General features: G+C 71.7%; 15 protein-coding genes. 6 read left to right on the top strand and 9 right to left on the bottom strand.

Annotated features, from left to right (window positions below; genetic code table 11):
- Window positions 1–180: 180 nt before the first annotated feature.
- Genes DEI84_RS10540 through DEI84_RS10530 form a run of 3 tightly spaced genes read right to left on the bottom strand, consistent with a single transcriptional unit; the run spans window position 181 to window position 3643 of the window.
- Window positions 181–2262 carry a YhgE/Pip domain-containing protein gene (locus DEI84_RS10540; RefSeq protein WP_110890795.1) on the bottom strand — a complete coding sequence of 694 codons (2082 nt, stop codon included), beginning with the start codon at window positions 2260–2262 and terminating at the stop codon, window positions 181–183.
- Entirely contained in the window at window positions 2259–2999 is a 741-nt protein-coding gene (locus DEI84_RS10535; protein WP_110890794.1) for a hypothetical protein, read from the bottom strand. The genes DEI84_RS10540 and DEI84_RS10535 overlap by 4 nt, the downstream gene beginning before the upstream one ends.
- Window positions 2996–3643, bottom strand: a complete 648-nt coding sequence (locus tag DEI84_RS10530; RefSeq protein WP_110890793.1) for a TetR/AcrR family transcriptional regulator — start codon at window positions 3641–3643, stop codon at window positions 2996–2998. The genes DEI84_RS10535 and DEI84_RS10530 overlap by 4 nt, the downstream gene beginning before the upstream one ends.
- A gap of 202 nt (window positions 3644–3845) precedes the next feature.
- Between DEI84_RS10530 and DEI84_RS10525 the strand changes: the two genes are divergently transcribed.
- The gene (locus DEI84_RS10525) at window positions 3846–7466 is read left to right on the top strand and encodes a S8 family serine peptidase (protein ID WP_110890792.1); all 3621 of its coding nucleotides are present in this window, start codon (window positions 3846–3848) and stop codon (window positions 7464–7466) included.
- 138 nt (window positions 7467–7604) lie between these two features.
- Window positions 7605–7772: a hypothetical protein gene (locus DEI84_RS15725; protein ID WP_181419427.1), complete on the top strand. Its 168-nt coding sequence runs from the start codon at window positions 7605–7607 to the stop codon at window positions 7770–7772.
- A 118-nt stretch (window positions 7773–7890) separates the two neighbouring features.
- On the opposite strand, the gene DEI84_RS10520 is transcribed toward DEI84_RS15725, so the two are convergent.
- The gene (locus DEI84_RS10520; protein ID WP_110823435.1) at window positions 7891–8064 is read right to left on the bottom strand and encodes an Rv0909 family putative TA system antitoxin; all 174 of its coding nucleotides are present in this window, start codon (window positions 8062–8064) and stop codon (window positions 7891–7893) included.
- Window positions 8065–8180: 116 nt separating this feature from the next.
- Complete coding sequence (locus DEI84_RS15720) at window positions 8181–8339, bottom strand: hypothetical protein (protein WP_181420421.1); 159 nt, start codon at window positions 8337–8339, stop codon at window positions 8181–8183.
- A 184-nt stretch (window positions 8340–8523) separates the two neighbouring features.
- Between DEI84_RS15720 and DEI84_RS10515 the strand changes: the two genes are divergently transcribed.
- From DEI84_RS10515 to DEI84_RS10505, 3 genes are all read left to right on the top strand, one after another.
- Window positions 8524–9816: an adenylosuccinate synthase gene (locus DEI84_RS10515; RefSeq protein WP_110823436.1), complete on the top strand. Its 1293-nt coding sequence runs from the start codon at window positions 8524–8526 to the stop codon at window positions 9814–9816.
- 2 nt (window positions 9817–9818) lie between these two features.
- Window positions 9819–10376, top strand: a complete 558-nt coding sequence (locus DEI84_RS10510) for a low molecular weight phosphatase family protein (protein ID WP_110890791.1) — start codon at window positions 9819–9821, stop codon at window positions 10374–10376.
- 203 nt (window positions 10377–10579) lie between these two features.
- On the top strand, window positions 10580–10912 hold the full coding sequence (locus DEI84_RS10505; protein WP_110890790.1) for a hypothetical protein: 333 nt from the start codon (window positions 10580–10582) through the stop codon (window positions 10910–10912).
- Window positions 10913–10982: 70 nt separating this feature from the next.
- On the opposite strand, the gene DEI84_RS10500 is transcribed toward DEI84_RS10505, so the two are convergent.
- The 4 genes from DEI84_RS10500 to DEI84_RS10485 form a co-directional block, all read right to left on the bottom strand.
- Window positions 10983–11960 carry a nuclease-related domain-containing protein gene (locus DEI84_RS10500; RefSeq protein ID WP_110890789.1) on the bottom strand — a complete coding sequence of 326 codons (978 nt, stop codon included), beginning with the start codon at window positions 11958–11960 and terminating at the stop codon, window positions 10983–10985.
- A gap of 99 nt (window positions 11961–12059) precedes the next feature.
- Window positions 12060–13031, bottom strand: a complete 972-nt coding sequence (gene pip, locus DEI84_RS10495; RefSeq protein ID WP_110890788.1) for a prolyl aminopeptidase — start codon at window positions 13029–13031, stop codon at window positions 12060–12062.
- An 83-nt stretch (window positions 13032–13114) separates the two neighbouring features.
- Window positions 13115–13402, bottom strand: a complete 288-nt coding sequence (locus DEI84_RS10490) for a hypothetical protein (RefSeq protein ID WP_181420420.1) — start codon at window positions 13400–13402, stop codon at window positions 13115–13117.
- A gap of 20 nt (window positions 13403–13422) precedes the next feature.
- Window positions 13423–14034, bottom strand: coding sequence for a TetR/AcrR family transcriptional regulator (locus DEI84_RS10485; protein ID WP_110890786.1), 612 nt, complete (start codon window positions 14032–14034; stop codon window positions 13423–13425).
- A 180-nt stretch (window positions 14035–14214) separates the two neighbouring features.
- Between DEI84_RS10485 and DEI84_RS10480 the strand changes: the two genes are divergently transcribed.
- Window positions 14215–14547: a DUF1330 domain-containing protein gene (locus DEI84_RS10480; RefSeq protein WP_181420419.1), complete on the top strand. Its 333-nt coding sequence runs from the start codon at window positions 14215–14217 to the stop codon at window positions 14545–14547.
- Window positions 14548–14779 lie beyond the last annotated feature (232 nt).

The raw sequence follows: 14779 nt of genomic DNA, 5'->3' as shown, positions 1-14779 counted from the left end.
AGATGTGTATAAGAGACAGGGGCTGGCCGCGCGCCTCCCGGCCGCCGTCGGGACCGCCCCCAACCGACGCAAGAGGAACCTGTCCGCGCCACGGGAGTCCGTGGTGCGGACCGGTTCTTGTTGTGCGGGTCCGGCGCGCGCCGCGCGCCGCGCCGCCGCCGCGCGCCCCGCGCCCGCCGCCTACCCGATCAAGCTCGGCCGCAGGTCGCGCAGCGTCCGCGTCCGCGTCTGCCGCGCCGTGACGAGGTACGACACCAGCAGCGCGCCGAGCAACCAGCAGAGCAGCACGCCCGCGTCGCTCCACGCCGTGCCGAGCGAGCCGCCGTACATCGTCTGCCGGATGGCGTCGACGGAGTAGGTCATCGGCAGGGCGAAGTGCAGCGCGGCGAGCGGCCCGGGCAGGGTCTGCCAGGGGAACGTGCCGCCCGCGGTGACGAGCTGGATGAGCATGAGCACCAGGCCGAGGAACTGCCCGACCGACCCGAGCAGCACGTTGAGCGTCATGATGATCGCCGCGAAGGCCGCCGACGCCAGGACCATGACGCCGACCGTCCCGCCGGCGTGCACGACGTCGAGGTCGAGGGCGTACCGGACGATCAGGAAGAGCGCGGCCATCTGCACGACGCCGAGGAGCGCCGGGGTGAGCCAGCCGCCGAACACGACGCGCAGGGGTCGGCGGACGGCGGTGATGGCGCGCTTCGAGATCGGCTTGAGGATGAGGAACAGCGCGTACATGCCGATCCACGCGGCGAGCGATATGAAGAACGGCGCGAGGCCGGCTCCGTAGTTCGAGGCCGCGGCGATGTTGTCGTCGCCGACCTTCACCGGGTCCGAGATGACGGAGGCCTGCGCGTTCCGCGACGACGCGGTCGATGCGGGGATCTTCGTCCGCCCCTTGTTCAGCTGGGACGCCAGTTCCGACGAGCCGGACTCGAGGGCGTGCACGCCGCTGGCGAGCGACTTCGCACCGTCGTCCGCCGAGGTCGCGCCGGTGGCCAGCTGCGACGCTCCGGAGGACAGCTGCGGGGCGGCTGCGGCCAACCGCTTCGTCCCCGCGGCCACCTGTGCGGCACCGGTCGACAGCGTCGACGCGCCGTCCGCGGCGGTGGCGATGCCGGACGCCAGCTGCGGGGCGGCGTCGGCCAGTGCTGCCGCGCCGTCGGACACCTGGCGGGCACCGGCGCTGAGCGTGTCGATCTGCTGCGTCGTCGCACCGAGCTGCTGTTTCGCGTCCGCTCCGGCGCTGTTCGCCCGGTCGACGGCCGAGGTGACGGTGGCGGTCAGGGCCTGCTGCTGCTCCGGCGTCAGGGTGACGCCCTCGGGCAGGTTCGCGGTGATGTCCTGCAGGACGGCGTCCGCGTCGAGGGGCTGGATCGCCTGCACGGTCGTGTTCGCCTCGTCGACGCGAGCGGCCAGTTCGGCGTTGCCGGCCGCGACCTGCGCGGCGCCGTCGGCGAGCTGCCGCGTCTGGTCCGGCAGCGCGGCCGTCTGTTGCTGCGCCGACCGGAGGCCCGTGGCCAGGGACGCCGCCCCGGTCGCGACCTGCTGCGCGCCCGAGTCGAGTTGCGCCGTCTGCGACGGCAACGCGGCCGTGCTGGACGCCAGGGTTCCGGCGCCAGAGGCCAGTTCCGCGGTGCCGTCCTCGAGCCTGTCCGCCCCGTTCGCGGCCTTCGTCGCGCCGGATGCGAGTTCGCCGGCGCCGTCGACCGCGTCCCCGAGGCTGTCCCGCACGTCCGCGAGCCCGACGAGCAGCGTGGTCGCCGCTTCCTTCCCGACGCGTTCGGCGACGGCCGTCCGCATGGTCTTGCCGGCCTGCTCCGCGATGGTGGAGGCGAGGTAGGAGTTCGTGTCCGCCGTGGTCATGACGAGTTCGGCGCGCTCCGGGTGGTCGGACTGCGCGGAGGCCAGGGACGTGGAGAAGTCGTGCGGGATCGTGACGACGAAGTCGTACGTGCCGTCGCGCACGCCGGAGCGGGCGTCGGCGGCGTTGGTCTCGGTCCAGTCGAAGTCGTGCCCGTCGACGGCCTCCTTCGCGACGTCCTTCCCGTAGTCGACGCGCTCGCCGTCGAGGGTGGCCCCGGCGTCCTGGTCGACGATCGCGGCCGGGATCTGGTCGAGCTTGGCGTAGGGGTCACGGTTGGCCCAGAGGTAGGCGCCGCCGTACAGCAGCGGGACGCACATGAGGGCGATGAACGCCAGGCGGGCGAGCGGGGTGGCGGTCAGGCGCGCGAGTTCGGCGCGGACGAGCGAGGGGATGGTCACGAGCGGGTCTCCAGGGGAGCGGGTGCGTCGGTGGTGTCGGTGGGTTCGGTCGGGAGGCCCGTCGGGGCGTCCTCGGTCCGGGTCGCGTCCTCGGGACCCTCGGTGGTGGTGTCCGCCGCGTCGCCGCGGTGGGTGATCGTGTCGAGCAGGGCGGTCGCCGTCTCCGCCGCGGCCTTGGACGTGACGAGCACGACGGTCACCCCGCGGCGCGCGACGTCCCGGACGACGGCGAACCAGTCGGCGACCGCACCACCGTGCCGCTCGGGCGAGGTGATGACGAGTCCGGAGACGCCGGGCCGCAGGAGCGCGAGCTCGGCGAGCAGTCGGACGCGGGCGTCGGTCGGGACCCGCTGCACCGGGGTGTCGGACCAGTGCGTCATCCCGAGCTCCTCGAGCACCGTGGCGAAGTCCGCCCGGGAGGGCCGTCGGCCGGCGAACGCGAGCTCCTCGTGCACGATCTGCTTGAGGGTCATCACCGGGAACGGCTCGGCGACGCCGGGGGTGTCGACGAGGGCGAACGCGCGTCGGACGGCCGCGGGGTCGTCGTGTCCGTCGAGGAGCACCTGCCCGGTGTCGGGTTTCATCCGCCCTCCGGCGACGAGCGAGGCGAGCACGGGTGCCTGTTCGGTCTCGACCGCGACGACGCCCGGGTGTCCGGGGCCGGCGACGGCGCTGACCACCGGGAGCTCGGCTCCGGGTCCGGTGCCGATGCCGACGGCGGCGAGTTCGAGCGTCATGCGTGGTCCTCCGGGACGGGCGTGTGGGTGGGGAGTGCGAGCAGTGCCGTGCGCCAGTCGATGCCCGCCATGCCGAGGGCGGAGACCACGACCATGCGGCGGCCGGCGTCGTCGGACGTGCCGGACCGTGCGGCCTCGTCGAGGACGGCCAGGCAGGCACCCTCGACGAGTCGACCGAGCGTCTCGGCGTCGACGTCGTCACGCAGCGTGCCGTCCGCGATGCCGAGGGCGCACGCGTCCCGGACCTGCTCACGGAGCGGGGCGAACACGGTGGCGACGGTCTCGACCAGGGGGCCGCGGACGGCGATGACCGCCATCGACCGGACGTGCGAGACCTCGGTCCACAGGGCCACGGCGATCGCGGCCAGACGGGAGGCCGGGGGCAGCCCTGCGAGGGCGGCTCGGCTCGGCATCGCGGCGAGGATGCGCTCGGCTCCGCCAGTCACGACCTCGCGCACGAGGTCGTCCCGGGAGGGGAAGTGTCCGTAGACCGCACGCCGGGACAGTCCGGCGTGCGCGGCGATCGCCTCGAGCGACGCGTCCGGATCGGCCTGCAGGAGCGTCCGCGCGGCCTGGACGAGGGCGGCGCGGTTCTCGGTCGCGTCCCGTCGTGGCGCACGTGTGGGCCGATCGGTGGTCGTCATGCACCCACTGTAATAACGTGCACACACCTGTGCAACTTCGAACGACCACAGAGTCTGTCCCCTGAACTGCCGACTCCCCGTCCTGAGAAGGACCACATAGCTTCATCGGAACTTCACCCGAACGTCGGACTCATCAGGAGTGTGCTGCGTGCCCCGAGCGACACCACCCAACAACCCCTCTCGTCGGTACCGCGCTCCGCGGTTGCTGACCTCGATCGTCGCGGTGGCGGCACTGGCCTGCGGCGGACTCGCCGTGGGTGGTGCGGCCTCGGCGGCACCGGCCGGCGTCCCCGCTGCGGCCGACCTCAAGCTCTCCGCGCCGCTGCGGAACGCGAAGCCCACGAAGACGGTCAGCGCGTTCGTCCGCACCACGGGCGCCGGCGCACTCGAGGTCGACGCCGCGGCGAAGGGCGGCGACCTCACCCGGTCGAAGCGTCCCTCGTCCGCAGCGCAGAGTCGCGTGGAGACCATCGAGTCAACCGTGGCGAAGGTGCGGGCAGCGGTGAAGGCCGCGGACCCGGAGGCCACCGAGCTGTACGCGACCGAGTACACGGTCCCGGGCATCGCCGTCGTCGCGGACGTCGCCGCCCTGGCCGAGATCGCGGAGCGCTCCGACGTCGAGAGCATCGTGGCGCTGACGCCGAAGAAGGTCGTCGAGCCGACGGTCAACGAGGACGCCGGTGCAGCCCCGTCCGGCGTCGACCCCGACGCCGTCCGTCCCGGTGCGGAGGGCGTCAGCCCGAAGAACGCCGCGAGCGACCTGTACACCCGGGCCTACGACGCCTGGACCGCGACCGGTCACACCGGCGAGGGCGTCAACATCGCCGTGCTCGACACCGGCCTCGACTACACGCAGGCCGACTTCGGCGGACCCGGCACGACCGCGGCCTACCAGGACGCCCTCGCCAGCACGGGTGCGCCGGCCTCCAGCTGGTACGACCCGTCGAAGTTCCTCGGCGGCTACGACTTCGCGGGTCCCACGTACAACGCGGACCCGAGCACCGCGGCCTACCAGCCCGTCCCGCAGCCGGACGCGAACCCGATCGACGGCAAGGGCGGCGACCACGGCACGCACGTCGCCGGTACTGCAGCCGGGTACGGCCTCGACGCCGACAAGACCACCTTCCGCGGCGACTACTCCTCGCTGACGCAGCAGCAGGTGCAGGACATGTGGGTGGGTCCGGGCAGCGCGCCCGAGGCCGGCCTCTACGCCCTCAAGGTCTTCGGTGACGGCGGCGGCTCGACCGACTTGACCGGTGCCGCGCTCGACTGGGTGGGCCAGGCGCTCACCGAGGGCAAGGACATCAACGTCATCAACCTGTCGCTCGGGTCGGACTACGGCGCGACCGACGACCCGGACAACGCGAAGATCGACGCCCTGACCGACCGCGGCGTGCTGCCGGTGATCGCGTCCGGCAACGCCGACGACTTCACCGACGTGGGCGGCGCACCGGGCACCGCCGAAGGGGCCCTCACGGTCGCAGCGGCCGCCGCCGGGCAGAGCCTGTACGACGGCGTCCAGGTGACCGAACCGGCCGACCTCGCGAAGACGTACCGGTCGCAGTACTCCTCGAGCTACCAGGGCACGCTCCCCGTCGAGGGTGACGTGTTCGTCCCGACGGTCGACGTCGACGGGTGCGCGCCCTTCACGGGTGACGAGGCCGCTGCGCTGAAGGGCAAGGTGGCCTGGCTGAAGTGGACCGACGGCGCGCTCGAGTGCGGCTCGAAGGTCCGGTTCGACAACGTCCAGGCCGCCGGTGGTGTCGGCGTGCTCCTCGCCGGCACGATCGACATCTTCGACTCGGGCATCGCGGGCAACGCGACCATCCCGGGTGCCGAGCTGACCGCGGACAGTGCTGCGAGCCTCCAGGCCGCCGCGGAGGCGGGCACCCTGCACGTGCGCTTCGCCCAGGAGCTCAAGGGCTTCGACATCGCCCGCGGGCAGGAGACCACCAACACCCTCGCGCCGTTCACCAGCCGTGGCGTCCACGGTTCGGTCGACGACATCGTCAAGCCGGACATCGCCGGCCCGGGCGTCAACGTCATCTCCGCCGCGAACGGCACCGGTGACGGTCGCATGTCGATGAGCGGGACCTCGATGGCCACGCCGCACGTCGCCGGTGTCGCCGCCCTGACGTTCGAGGCCCACCCGGGCTGGAGCGCCCCGGAGGTGAAGGCCGCGCTGATGAACACCGCGACCTCCGACGTCCAGCAGAGCGCGACCGACGACCAGCTGGCCACGCTGCTCCGACAGGGCACCGGCCGCGTCGACGCCCTGCAGGCGGTCCAGGACACCACCACGGTCCGCAGCCAGGAGAACGACGACCTCGTCACGGCGTCCTTCGGGGTCGTCGAGGTGAGCGGCCCGACGACCGCGAAGCGCAGTCTCCTGGTGCGCAACACGGCCGACGTCGCACACACCTACTCGGTTGCCTACAAGTCCCGGATCGCGAAGTCCGGCGTCGCCTTCTCGCTCAGCGCGACGACGGTCACCGTCCCGGCGAACGGCACCGCCACGGTCACCCTGACCATGACGGTCGCCGACCCGACGCTGCTGCGCAAGACGATCGACCCGACGCAGGAGCAGACCCAGCAGGGCTACCCGCGTGAGTTCGTCTCGGCGGCGACCGGCCTGGTGACCTTCACGCCGGCCGCGGCCGACGTGACGCCGCTCCGCCTCGGTGTGTACGCCGCGCCGAAGCCGGTCAGCGCCGTGCACGGTGACGACGTCACCTTCACGGGCACGTCGAAGTCGAGCACCATCGCGCTCAGCGGGGCCGGCCTCTCCCAGGGCACCGGTGCATCGCGGTACTCGGCCCTCGCGGCGCCGTTCGTCCTCGGTGCCACCGACCCGAAGGAGGCCTTCCCGGCCGGTTCGGCGCAGCAGTCCCTCGCGGCCGCTGACGTCCGGGCCTTCGGCGCCAGCTCCACGGCCGTCGGTCTGGCGGACAAGTCGAAGGGCGTCGTGTCCTTCGGTGTCCAGACGCAGGGTCCGGACGCCAACCCGGGTGCCGTCACCAACGTCGAGGTCCTCATCGACACGAACCGGGACGGCGAGCCGGACTTCCTGACGTACGACGCGAAGTCCTCGGTGGTCGACGCGACGTTCGTCACCACGGTCGACCTCAACGACCCGAAGCAGAAGACGGTCGACAACTGGCCGCTCAACGTCGACGAGACGCAGGACACGAACACGTTCGACTCCGCCGTCAAGGTGCTCCCCGTGTCGCTCTCCGCGCTCGGGTACACCGCGACGTCGACGAAGGCCGCGTTCGACTACCAGGTCGTCACCGAGTCGGCGTACGCGCCGGGTGCGGCGACCACCGGGTCCTCGGTCGTGGACGAGACGAAGACGGTCACCTTCGACGCCTTCGCCCCGGCGCTGTCCTTCACCCGTGACGGTGTCTCGACGCCGCTGTTCGCCGACGACTCCGCCATCCGGGTCAACCGGCCGGCGTCGACCACGAACGCCAAGGTCCTCCTGCTGCACCTGCACAACGCGGTCGGAGACCAGGCCGAGGTGCTGACGGCGAACGCCGTGCAGCCGACGCTCGCACTGCGGTCGGGCAGCAAGGCCAGCGTCGGTGGATCGTGGAAGGTCGGACGGACCATCACCGCGAAACCGGGTGAGTGGAACGCCAGCGGCGTCACCTTCACGTACCAGTGGTCGCGGGGCGGCACGGCCATCCCGGGTGCGACCAAGGCGACCTACACGACGACGACGAAGGACGTCGGGCAGCGCCTGACGGTCACCGTCACGGCGAAGAAGCCCGGGTACACGAGCGGGACGACGACCGCACTGTCCGGGCGCATCTACAAGTAGCGCACGGCAGCACGAGGACGGAGCGGGTGGCCCACGGGCTGCCCGCTCCGTTCGTCGTCGGTCCGTGTCCGCGCGCGACCAGTGCGCGTACGGGACAGGTAGTTAGACGAACTAGGTAGTTGGTGGGAGTGTTGGTGCATGCGAACGAACACCTTGGTGCAGCTCCGACAGAACCCCATGGAGTGGCGTCGACGTGGGCTCACGCCGCCGGACGTCATCCGGGCGATGGTCGAGGAGCGGCTGGCCGAGCCGGGCCACACCCAGCCGATCGGCGACCCGTCCTACGCGGACTTCTTCCGGGGCTGACGCCCCGACTGCTGCGGGGCGCCTGACGCGCCGCGGGACAGACGGGAGGCCCGGTACCAGCTGGTACCGGGCCTCCCGTCGTCCTCGACGCGGGGGCGCCGACGGTGACGTGACCGGCTCAGTTGCCGATCTTGCCGTCGGCGGCGTTCTCCGCCTTGTCGATCTGGTCGCCGTGGCTCCCGCCGGTGGCCTTGTCGGCTGCGCCGGCGGCCTTGTCGAGGCCGGCGTCGGTCGCCTTCTCGCCCTTGTCGCTGTTCGCGAAGTCCTTGGCCTTGTCGCTGAGGTCGCTCATGGTGTTCCTTCCGTTCGTCGGATCACTGACCGGTCCACCGTGCTCCGGTGACCATCCGTCCACGCCCAGGCGTCGTCGCCGATCAGGCGTCATCGCCGGTCAGGCGTCATCGCCCGTCAGGCGTCGGGGCGCTCCTCGGCGGCCTCGCGCCCGCGGTCGGTCTCGGGCATGACGTCCTGCGGCGCACCCTCGACGGAACCGATGCCGCCGTCGGTGAGGTCCTCGGCCTGCTGGCTGTCGAGCAGGGGGCTCATGTCGTCGATCGGGTCGCTCATGGTGGTTCCTCTCGTCCATGTGGATCCTGCATCGGATCGTGTCCGTCCCAGCGTGCTCCGTGCCCGGGGCGTCCTCCACAGGGACCGGCCGGCCGGTGACGCGGAGGTGACCAGCCGATAGACTCGGGTGGACCACCGGCCCGGACGGCCGTGTGCGGTCCTCCGCCAACGTGAGGAGAACCAGATGCCCGCAGCAGTCATCATCGGCGCCCAGTGGGGCGACGAGGGCAAGGGGAAGGCCACCGACCTCCTCGGTTCCCGCATCGACTACGTCGTCAAGTTCAACGGCGGCAACAACGCCGGGCACACGGTCGTCGTCGGCGGCGAGAAGTACGCGCTGCACCTGCTGCCCTCCGGCATCCTCACCCCGGGCGTCACCCCGATCATCGGCAACGGCGTCGTCGTCGACATCGAGGTCCTGTTCCAGGAGCTCGACGCGCTGAAGGCCCGCGGGGTCGACGTGTCGAAGCTCCGCGTCTCCGCGAACGCCCACGTCATCACGCACTACCACCGCACCATCGACAAGGTGACCGAGCGCTTCCTCGGCAAGCGCCAGATCGGCACCACCGGTCGCGGCATCGGCCCGACGTACGCGGACAAGATCAACCGCGTCGGCATCCGTATCCAGGACATCTTCGACGAGAACATCCTGCGGCAGAAGGTGGAAGCCGCCCTCGACCAGAAGAACCACCTGCTCGTGAAGGTCTTCAACCGGCGCGCGATCGACGCGGAAGAGGTCGTCGAGTCGCTGCTGTCCTACGCGGACCGCCTCCGGCCGATGGTCGCCGACACCGCGCTCGAGATCCACCGGGCGCTCGAGCGCGGCGAGACCGTCCTGTTCGAGGCCGGTCAGGCCACCATGCTCGACGTCGACCACGGCACGTACCCGTTCGTGACGTCGTCCTCCGCCACAGCCGGCGGTGCCGCGACCGGTTCCGGCATCGGCCCGGGCAAGCTCGAGCGCATCATCGGGATCGTCAAGGCGTACACGACCCGTGTCGGCGCCGGCCCGTTCCCGACCGAGCTGTTCGACGAGTCGGGGGAGTTCCTCCGCGCGAACGGCTTCGAGTTCGGCACGACGACCGGGCGCCCGCGGCGCTGCGGCTGGTACGACGCCCCGATCGCCCGCTACACGGCCCGCATCAACGGCGTGACGGACTTCGTGCTGACGAAGCTCGACGTCCTGACCGGTCTCGAGACCATCCCGGTGTGCGTCGCCTACGAGGTCGACGGTGTGCGCGTGGACGAGGTCCCGGTGTCCCAGTCCGACTTCCACCACGCGAAGCCCGTCTACGAGGAGTTCCCCGGCTGGTCCGAGGACATCACGGGCGCGCGCTCGTTCGAGGACCTGCCGAAGAACGCCCAGGACTACGTGCTCGCGGTCGAGGCGATGTCCGGTGCCCGGATCTCGGCGATCGGCGTCGGACCCGGTCGTGACGCGATCGTCGTCCGGCACGACCTGCTCGGCCAGGGCTGAGCGTGCGGATCCTCTTCGTCTGCAGCGGCAACATCTGCCGCTCACCGCTCGGCGCCCAGGTGCTGCAGGCGCGTCTCGGGCCGGCCGCGTCGGTGCACGTCGTCGAATCGGCCGGCACCATCGCGGACGACGGCGCCGTCATGGACGGTGCGGCTGCGGCCCAGTCGCAGCGCCTCGGTGGCGCCACCGATTCGCACCGGTCCCGCTACCTGACCGAGCAGATCGCCGCGTCCGCCGACCTCGTGCTCACCGCCGAGCGCTCGCACCGGTCCGCGGTCGTGCAGCTCGCACCCCGTGCGGCGAAGCGGGCGTTCACGATCAAGCAGTTCGCTCGGGTGCTCGACGGCCTCGAGCCGGGGGACCTCGCCGACGTGCACTCGCCGGAGGCCCTGGTCGAACGGGTCGCGCGCCTCCGCGGTGCCGTCCCGCCGCCGTCCGACCCGGCGGACGACGACGTCGACGACCCCTACCGTCGCTCGGAGGCCACGCACGTGCGGGTCGCCGACGAGATCGACGCCGCACTGGCCACGATCGCCGACGCCCTCCGCGCCGTCTCCTGAGGCCGGATCGTCCGGAACGCGAGTACCCCGTTGCACCCCGTTGTACCCCGATCGGCGGATGACGAAGCCCGTCGTTTCGGGGATCACGGATGAACATCCGGGGCTGAACCCGTGAATCGGCGGGCTCCGCTGTCGATCGGCACGCTCGGTGTCGTAGCGTTCAGGTACCGCAGCACGTACCCCGAACACGACAGGAGAGCGCGATGAACACGACCATCAACCGGACCGCCGCCGGGACCGACGTCACCCTCGACACCGACACCGTCGACATCGTCGCCGTCCTCGAAGCACAGGCCGCCACCAGCGCCCGTGCCGCGCGGGCCAAGCTCACCTGGACGCTCGAGGGCGACGACGAGTGGATCGCCAACTACGGCGGCTACTTCGGCGGCTCCGTCGACAAGCGCGACGGCCGCTACGTCGCCTCGGACACCTTCGGCCTGGTCGTCGGCGACTTCGCATCGCTCGAGGACGCACAGACCGCCCTCGCCGGTCACCTGCACGTCATGCTCCCGTCGGTCATCCGCCCGGTCGCGTAGCAGCATCCTGCCGTACGACGACGCCCCGCTGGTACAGACCAGCGGACGTCGTCGCGTCGGAGGGGATGCGTCACTCCGGCAGGCGGTAGTTCCCGACCGTGATCGCGTGGGCACCCTGCCCGGCGAGGACCCGCACGACCGCGTCGGCACGGGTGCGGTTCGGCACCGAGTCCTTCGTCGCCCAGGCCGCGAGTGCGGACTGCAGCTCGTGGTCGTTCGTCACGACGCTCGTGGTGACGGTGCCGCTCCGGTCCTCCGCCTGCACGAAGGCCGTGGCCGACGGCGACGAGTAGAACACGCACGTGTCGAACCAGGTGCGGGAGACGCCGGTCCGCTCGTCGACGAAGCGGGCGAGGCGACGGGCCTGCTGCCGGACCTGTTGCGCGGGTGACGCGCCCTTCGCCTGCACCCGGACGCGCCACCAGTTCTCGGCCTCCTCCTCGGCGTTGAGCACCTTCCGGCTCTGCACCTGGACGGCGAACGGCGGGACGAGGGACGACTCGTCGACCAGGTTCCGGAACGCCGGGTGCACCTCGCTCGGCCGCCGCCCGTCGAACACGATGCCGCTCCACCGCTTGCTCTCGATCACCAGACCGCGCCCGGAGTCGGACACCAGCACGTGGTCGACCTGCGCGACGAACTTCCGCCACGACCCCTGCTCGGTCTCCCCGACGGGCACGAACACGACGTTCGTCATGAGCACGCCGTTGACGCTGGCGGCCCGGCAGGCGCGGAGGATCGCCTGTTCGGACGCCTCCTCCCACTTCATGCCGCGGCGCAGGAGTGCGCGGCTCTCCTCGGCCTCCGACGCGGCGTCCCGCCGGCGGGCCTCCGCGGCCTCCACCTGTGCGGCGCGGTCCGCCTCGATGCGGGCGGTCTCGTCGCGGTGCTCGGCCTCGCGCTGCGCGAGTTCGTCCCGGCGGGCCCGGTCGGCGGCGTCGAGCTCGGAGCGGGCAGAGGTCTGGTGTCGCCGCAGGAGGATCACCAGGACGACCACCACGACGGCGAGCCCCCCGGCGACCAACCACGGCACGAGGTCGCTGGTCATGGACCAACCACACCACGCCGGCCGGCCGGGAGGCGCGTCCTGCGTCGGCGCGTCCTCGGCACCTGCACCGTCGGTCCGGAGTGCGTCGGACGGGTTGCGTCAGCGCAGGTGGTCGGCGAACCGGTCGGTGGTCTCGATCAACGCGTCGAGGATCCCCGGCTCGTCGAACGCGTGGCCGGCGTCGTCGATCATCCGGAATTCCGCCGACGGCAGCGCCCGGTGCAGGTCCCACGCGGTGACGGCTGGCGTGCACATGTCGTAGCGCCCCTGCACGATCACGGTCGGGATGCCCTCGAGCCGGCCGGCGTCGCGGATGAGCTGCGCGTCCTCGAACCAGCCGTCGTGCGTGAAGTAGTGGTTCTCGATCCGGGCGAACGCCAGCGCGGTCGTCGGGTCCGCGTACCGGACGACGAGGTCGGGCCGGGGCAGGAGGGTGATCGACGCCGCCTCCCAGCTCGCCCACGCGACCGCGGCCGGACCGTGCACGGCGGGGTCCGGGTCGGCCAGCAGTCGCTCGTAGGCGCGGACGAGTCCGCCGGGCCGCCGCTCCTCGACCGGGACGGGAGCGAGGTACTGCTCCCACAGGTCGGGGAGGACGTTCGCGGCCCCGCCCTCGTAGAACCAGTCGATCTCGCTCGTCCGCAGCGTGAAGATGCCCCGGATGACGAGTTCGGTGACCCGCTCCGGGTGCGTCTCCGCGTAGGCGAGCGCGAGGGCCGAGCCCCAGGAGCCGCCGAACACCTGCCACGCGTCGATCGCCAGGTGCGCGCGCAGCCGCTCGATGTCCTCGACGAGGGTCCACGTCGTGTTCGCGGACAAGTCCGTGGTCGGGTCGCCGGCGTGCGGCCGGCTCCGGCCGCAGTTGCGCTGGTCGAACAGCACGATCCGGTAGCGCGCGGGGTCGAAGAGCCGTCGGTGGTCCGGGGAGCAGCCGGCACCGGGCCCGCCGTGCAGGAACACGACCGGCTTGCCGTCGGGTGACCCGCACTCCTCCCAGTACACCTGCTGGCCGTCACCGACGTCGAGCAGGCCGGATCGGTTCGGTTCGAGCGGCGGGTAGAGCTGGCGCACGGGGGTCCTTCCGGCGGAGGGGTGACGGTCGCTGCCACCGTACCGCCGGGCTGTGGTGCCGGCCTCTGCGAGGAGCGGCGCCGTCACGGGAGGCGGTCGTTCGACGGGGTGCTCGCCGACGAGGACGAGCCGTGCCGACGTCGACGGCGGACGACGGTGACGAGGACGCAGACCACGAGTACTGCCACGCTGACCACCGACAGCCACAGGCCGGCCTGCAGACCGCCGAGGACGAGGGCCGGCGTGGCGCCGGGTTCGACGCCGGCGTCCTCCTGCATCCGGTAGTCGACACCGCTCGCGACGAGGAACGCGATCGTGATGAGCGCGCCGACACCAGCTCCGATCGTTGCCGCCACGACGACGCGCTTCATGTGGTCGATCATCCGGACGGTCACCGGCGCTCCAGCTGGTGCCGACTCGCCGTGAGGACCTCGTCCGCCAACGGCCCGTCCGCTTCGGCGACGGCACGCGAGACCACGATGGCGCCGATCATCTGGGTGAACATCGTCACCGCCTGCTGCCGGGCGTCCGTGGGGGCGAGTTCCGTGCCGGTCTCCTGTGCTCGCTGCACCAGCAGCTCGGTGAGGTTCGCGAAGTACCCCTCGAGTCCGTCCCGGTAGGCGCCCTGGGGCGCAGCGCCGTGCCGCCCGGCGTCGACGGGCAGCGCTGCCGAGGGGCAGCCGGCTTCCGGGTGGTCCCGATGGGCGGCCGTCAGGTAGGTGTCGATGACGGCGTCCAGGGCGGACTGGGCACCGTCGGCGTGTTCTGCCCGGATGGCATCGACGGCCGCGAGCGACTCCGCGAAGCCCTTCCGGTAGACCTCGAGCACGAGGTCCTCCTTCGAGGCGAAGTGGTTGTAGAACCCGCCGTTGGTCATCCCCGCGGTGTTCATCAGGTCCTTGATGCCGACGCCGTCGACGCCGCGGCGCTTGAAGCCCTCGCTCGCCGCGCGGACGATCTCGTCGCGATTGCGTTCCTTCTGGGCTTGCGTGATCCGGGGCATCGCGGTTCCTCCTCGCGGTCGACTCGAGCGCGGCGGATGGCTGCGCTCGTGACTCTTTGATGTTAGCCGACATCGTCGGGGTTGACAGTGAATGATGTCGTGCAACATCATTGGTTCTGCGTCGACCGGCGCACTCGAGGGCATCCGGAAGCCGCCCGAACCCACATGAAGGAGCCACCCATGTCCGAGACCACTGAGACCACCGCAGCTCGCACCCCGGCGTACAGCATCACCGAGGTGTACGAGGTGCTCGACCCCGCTGGCGCACAGCGGTACTCCGAGGTGACCCCGGCCACGGTGGAGGCGTTCGGCGGCCGCTTCGTGGTCCTCGGTGCCCAGCCGGTCGTCGCGGAGGGCGATGCCGGCGCCGTGCTCGCCGTCGTCGAGTGGCCCGACATGGAGACCCTGCAGGCCTGGTACGAGTCGGAGGCGTACGCACCGGCCCGAGCGATCGCCGCCATCGCGATGCGTCGGCGCCTGGTCTTCCTGCCCGGCGTGCCCGCCGCGGTCTGACTGCACGTCTCGACGACGCCGGACGGGCGACGGACGGGAGGCTCTCCACCGGTCGTGTCCGGACCTGCCGCTCACGCGGGGGGCCGGGCCGGCTGGTGGAGAGCCTCCCGTCGGTTCGGTGCTACTGCTCCGTTGGCGCGATGCGGGGCAGCGTGCCCAGCCGTCGACGGACGAGGACCGGCGGTCCCCGCGGCGAGCAGCAGGAGCGCCGTCACGCCGAGCAGCCCGAGGC

The sequence above is a fragment of the Curtobacterium sp. MCBD17_023 genome, from assembly GCF_003224415.1.
In the GTDB taxonomy this organism is placed as follows: Bacteria; Actinomycetota; Actinomycetes; order Actinomycetales; family Microbacteriaceae; genus Curtobacterium.
This window is presented reverse-complemented; position numbering and strand designations above follow the sequence as displayed.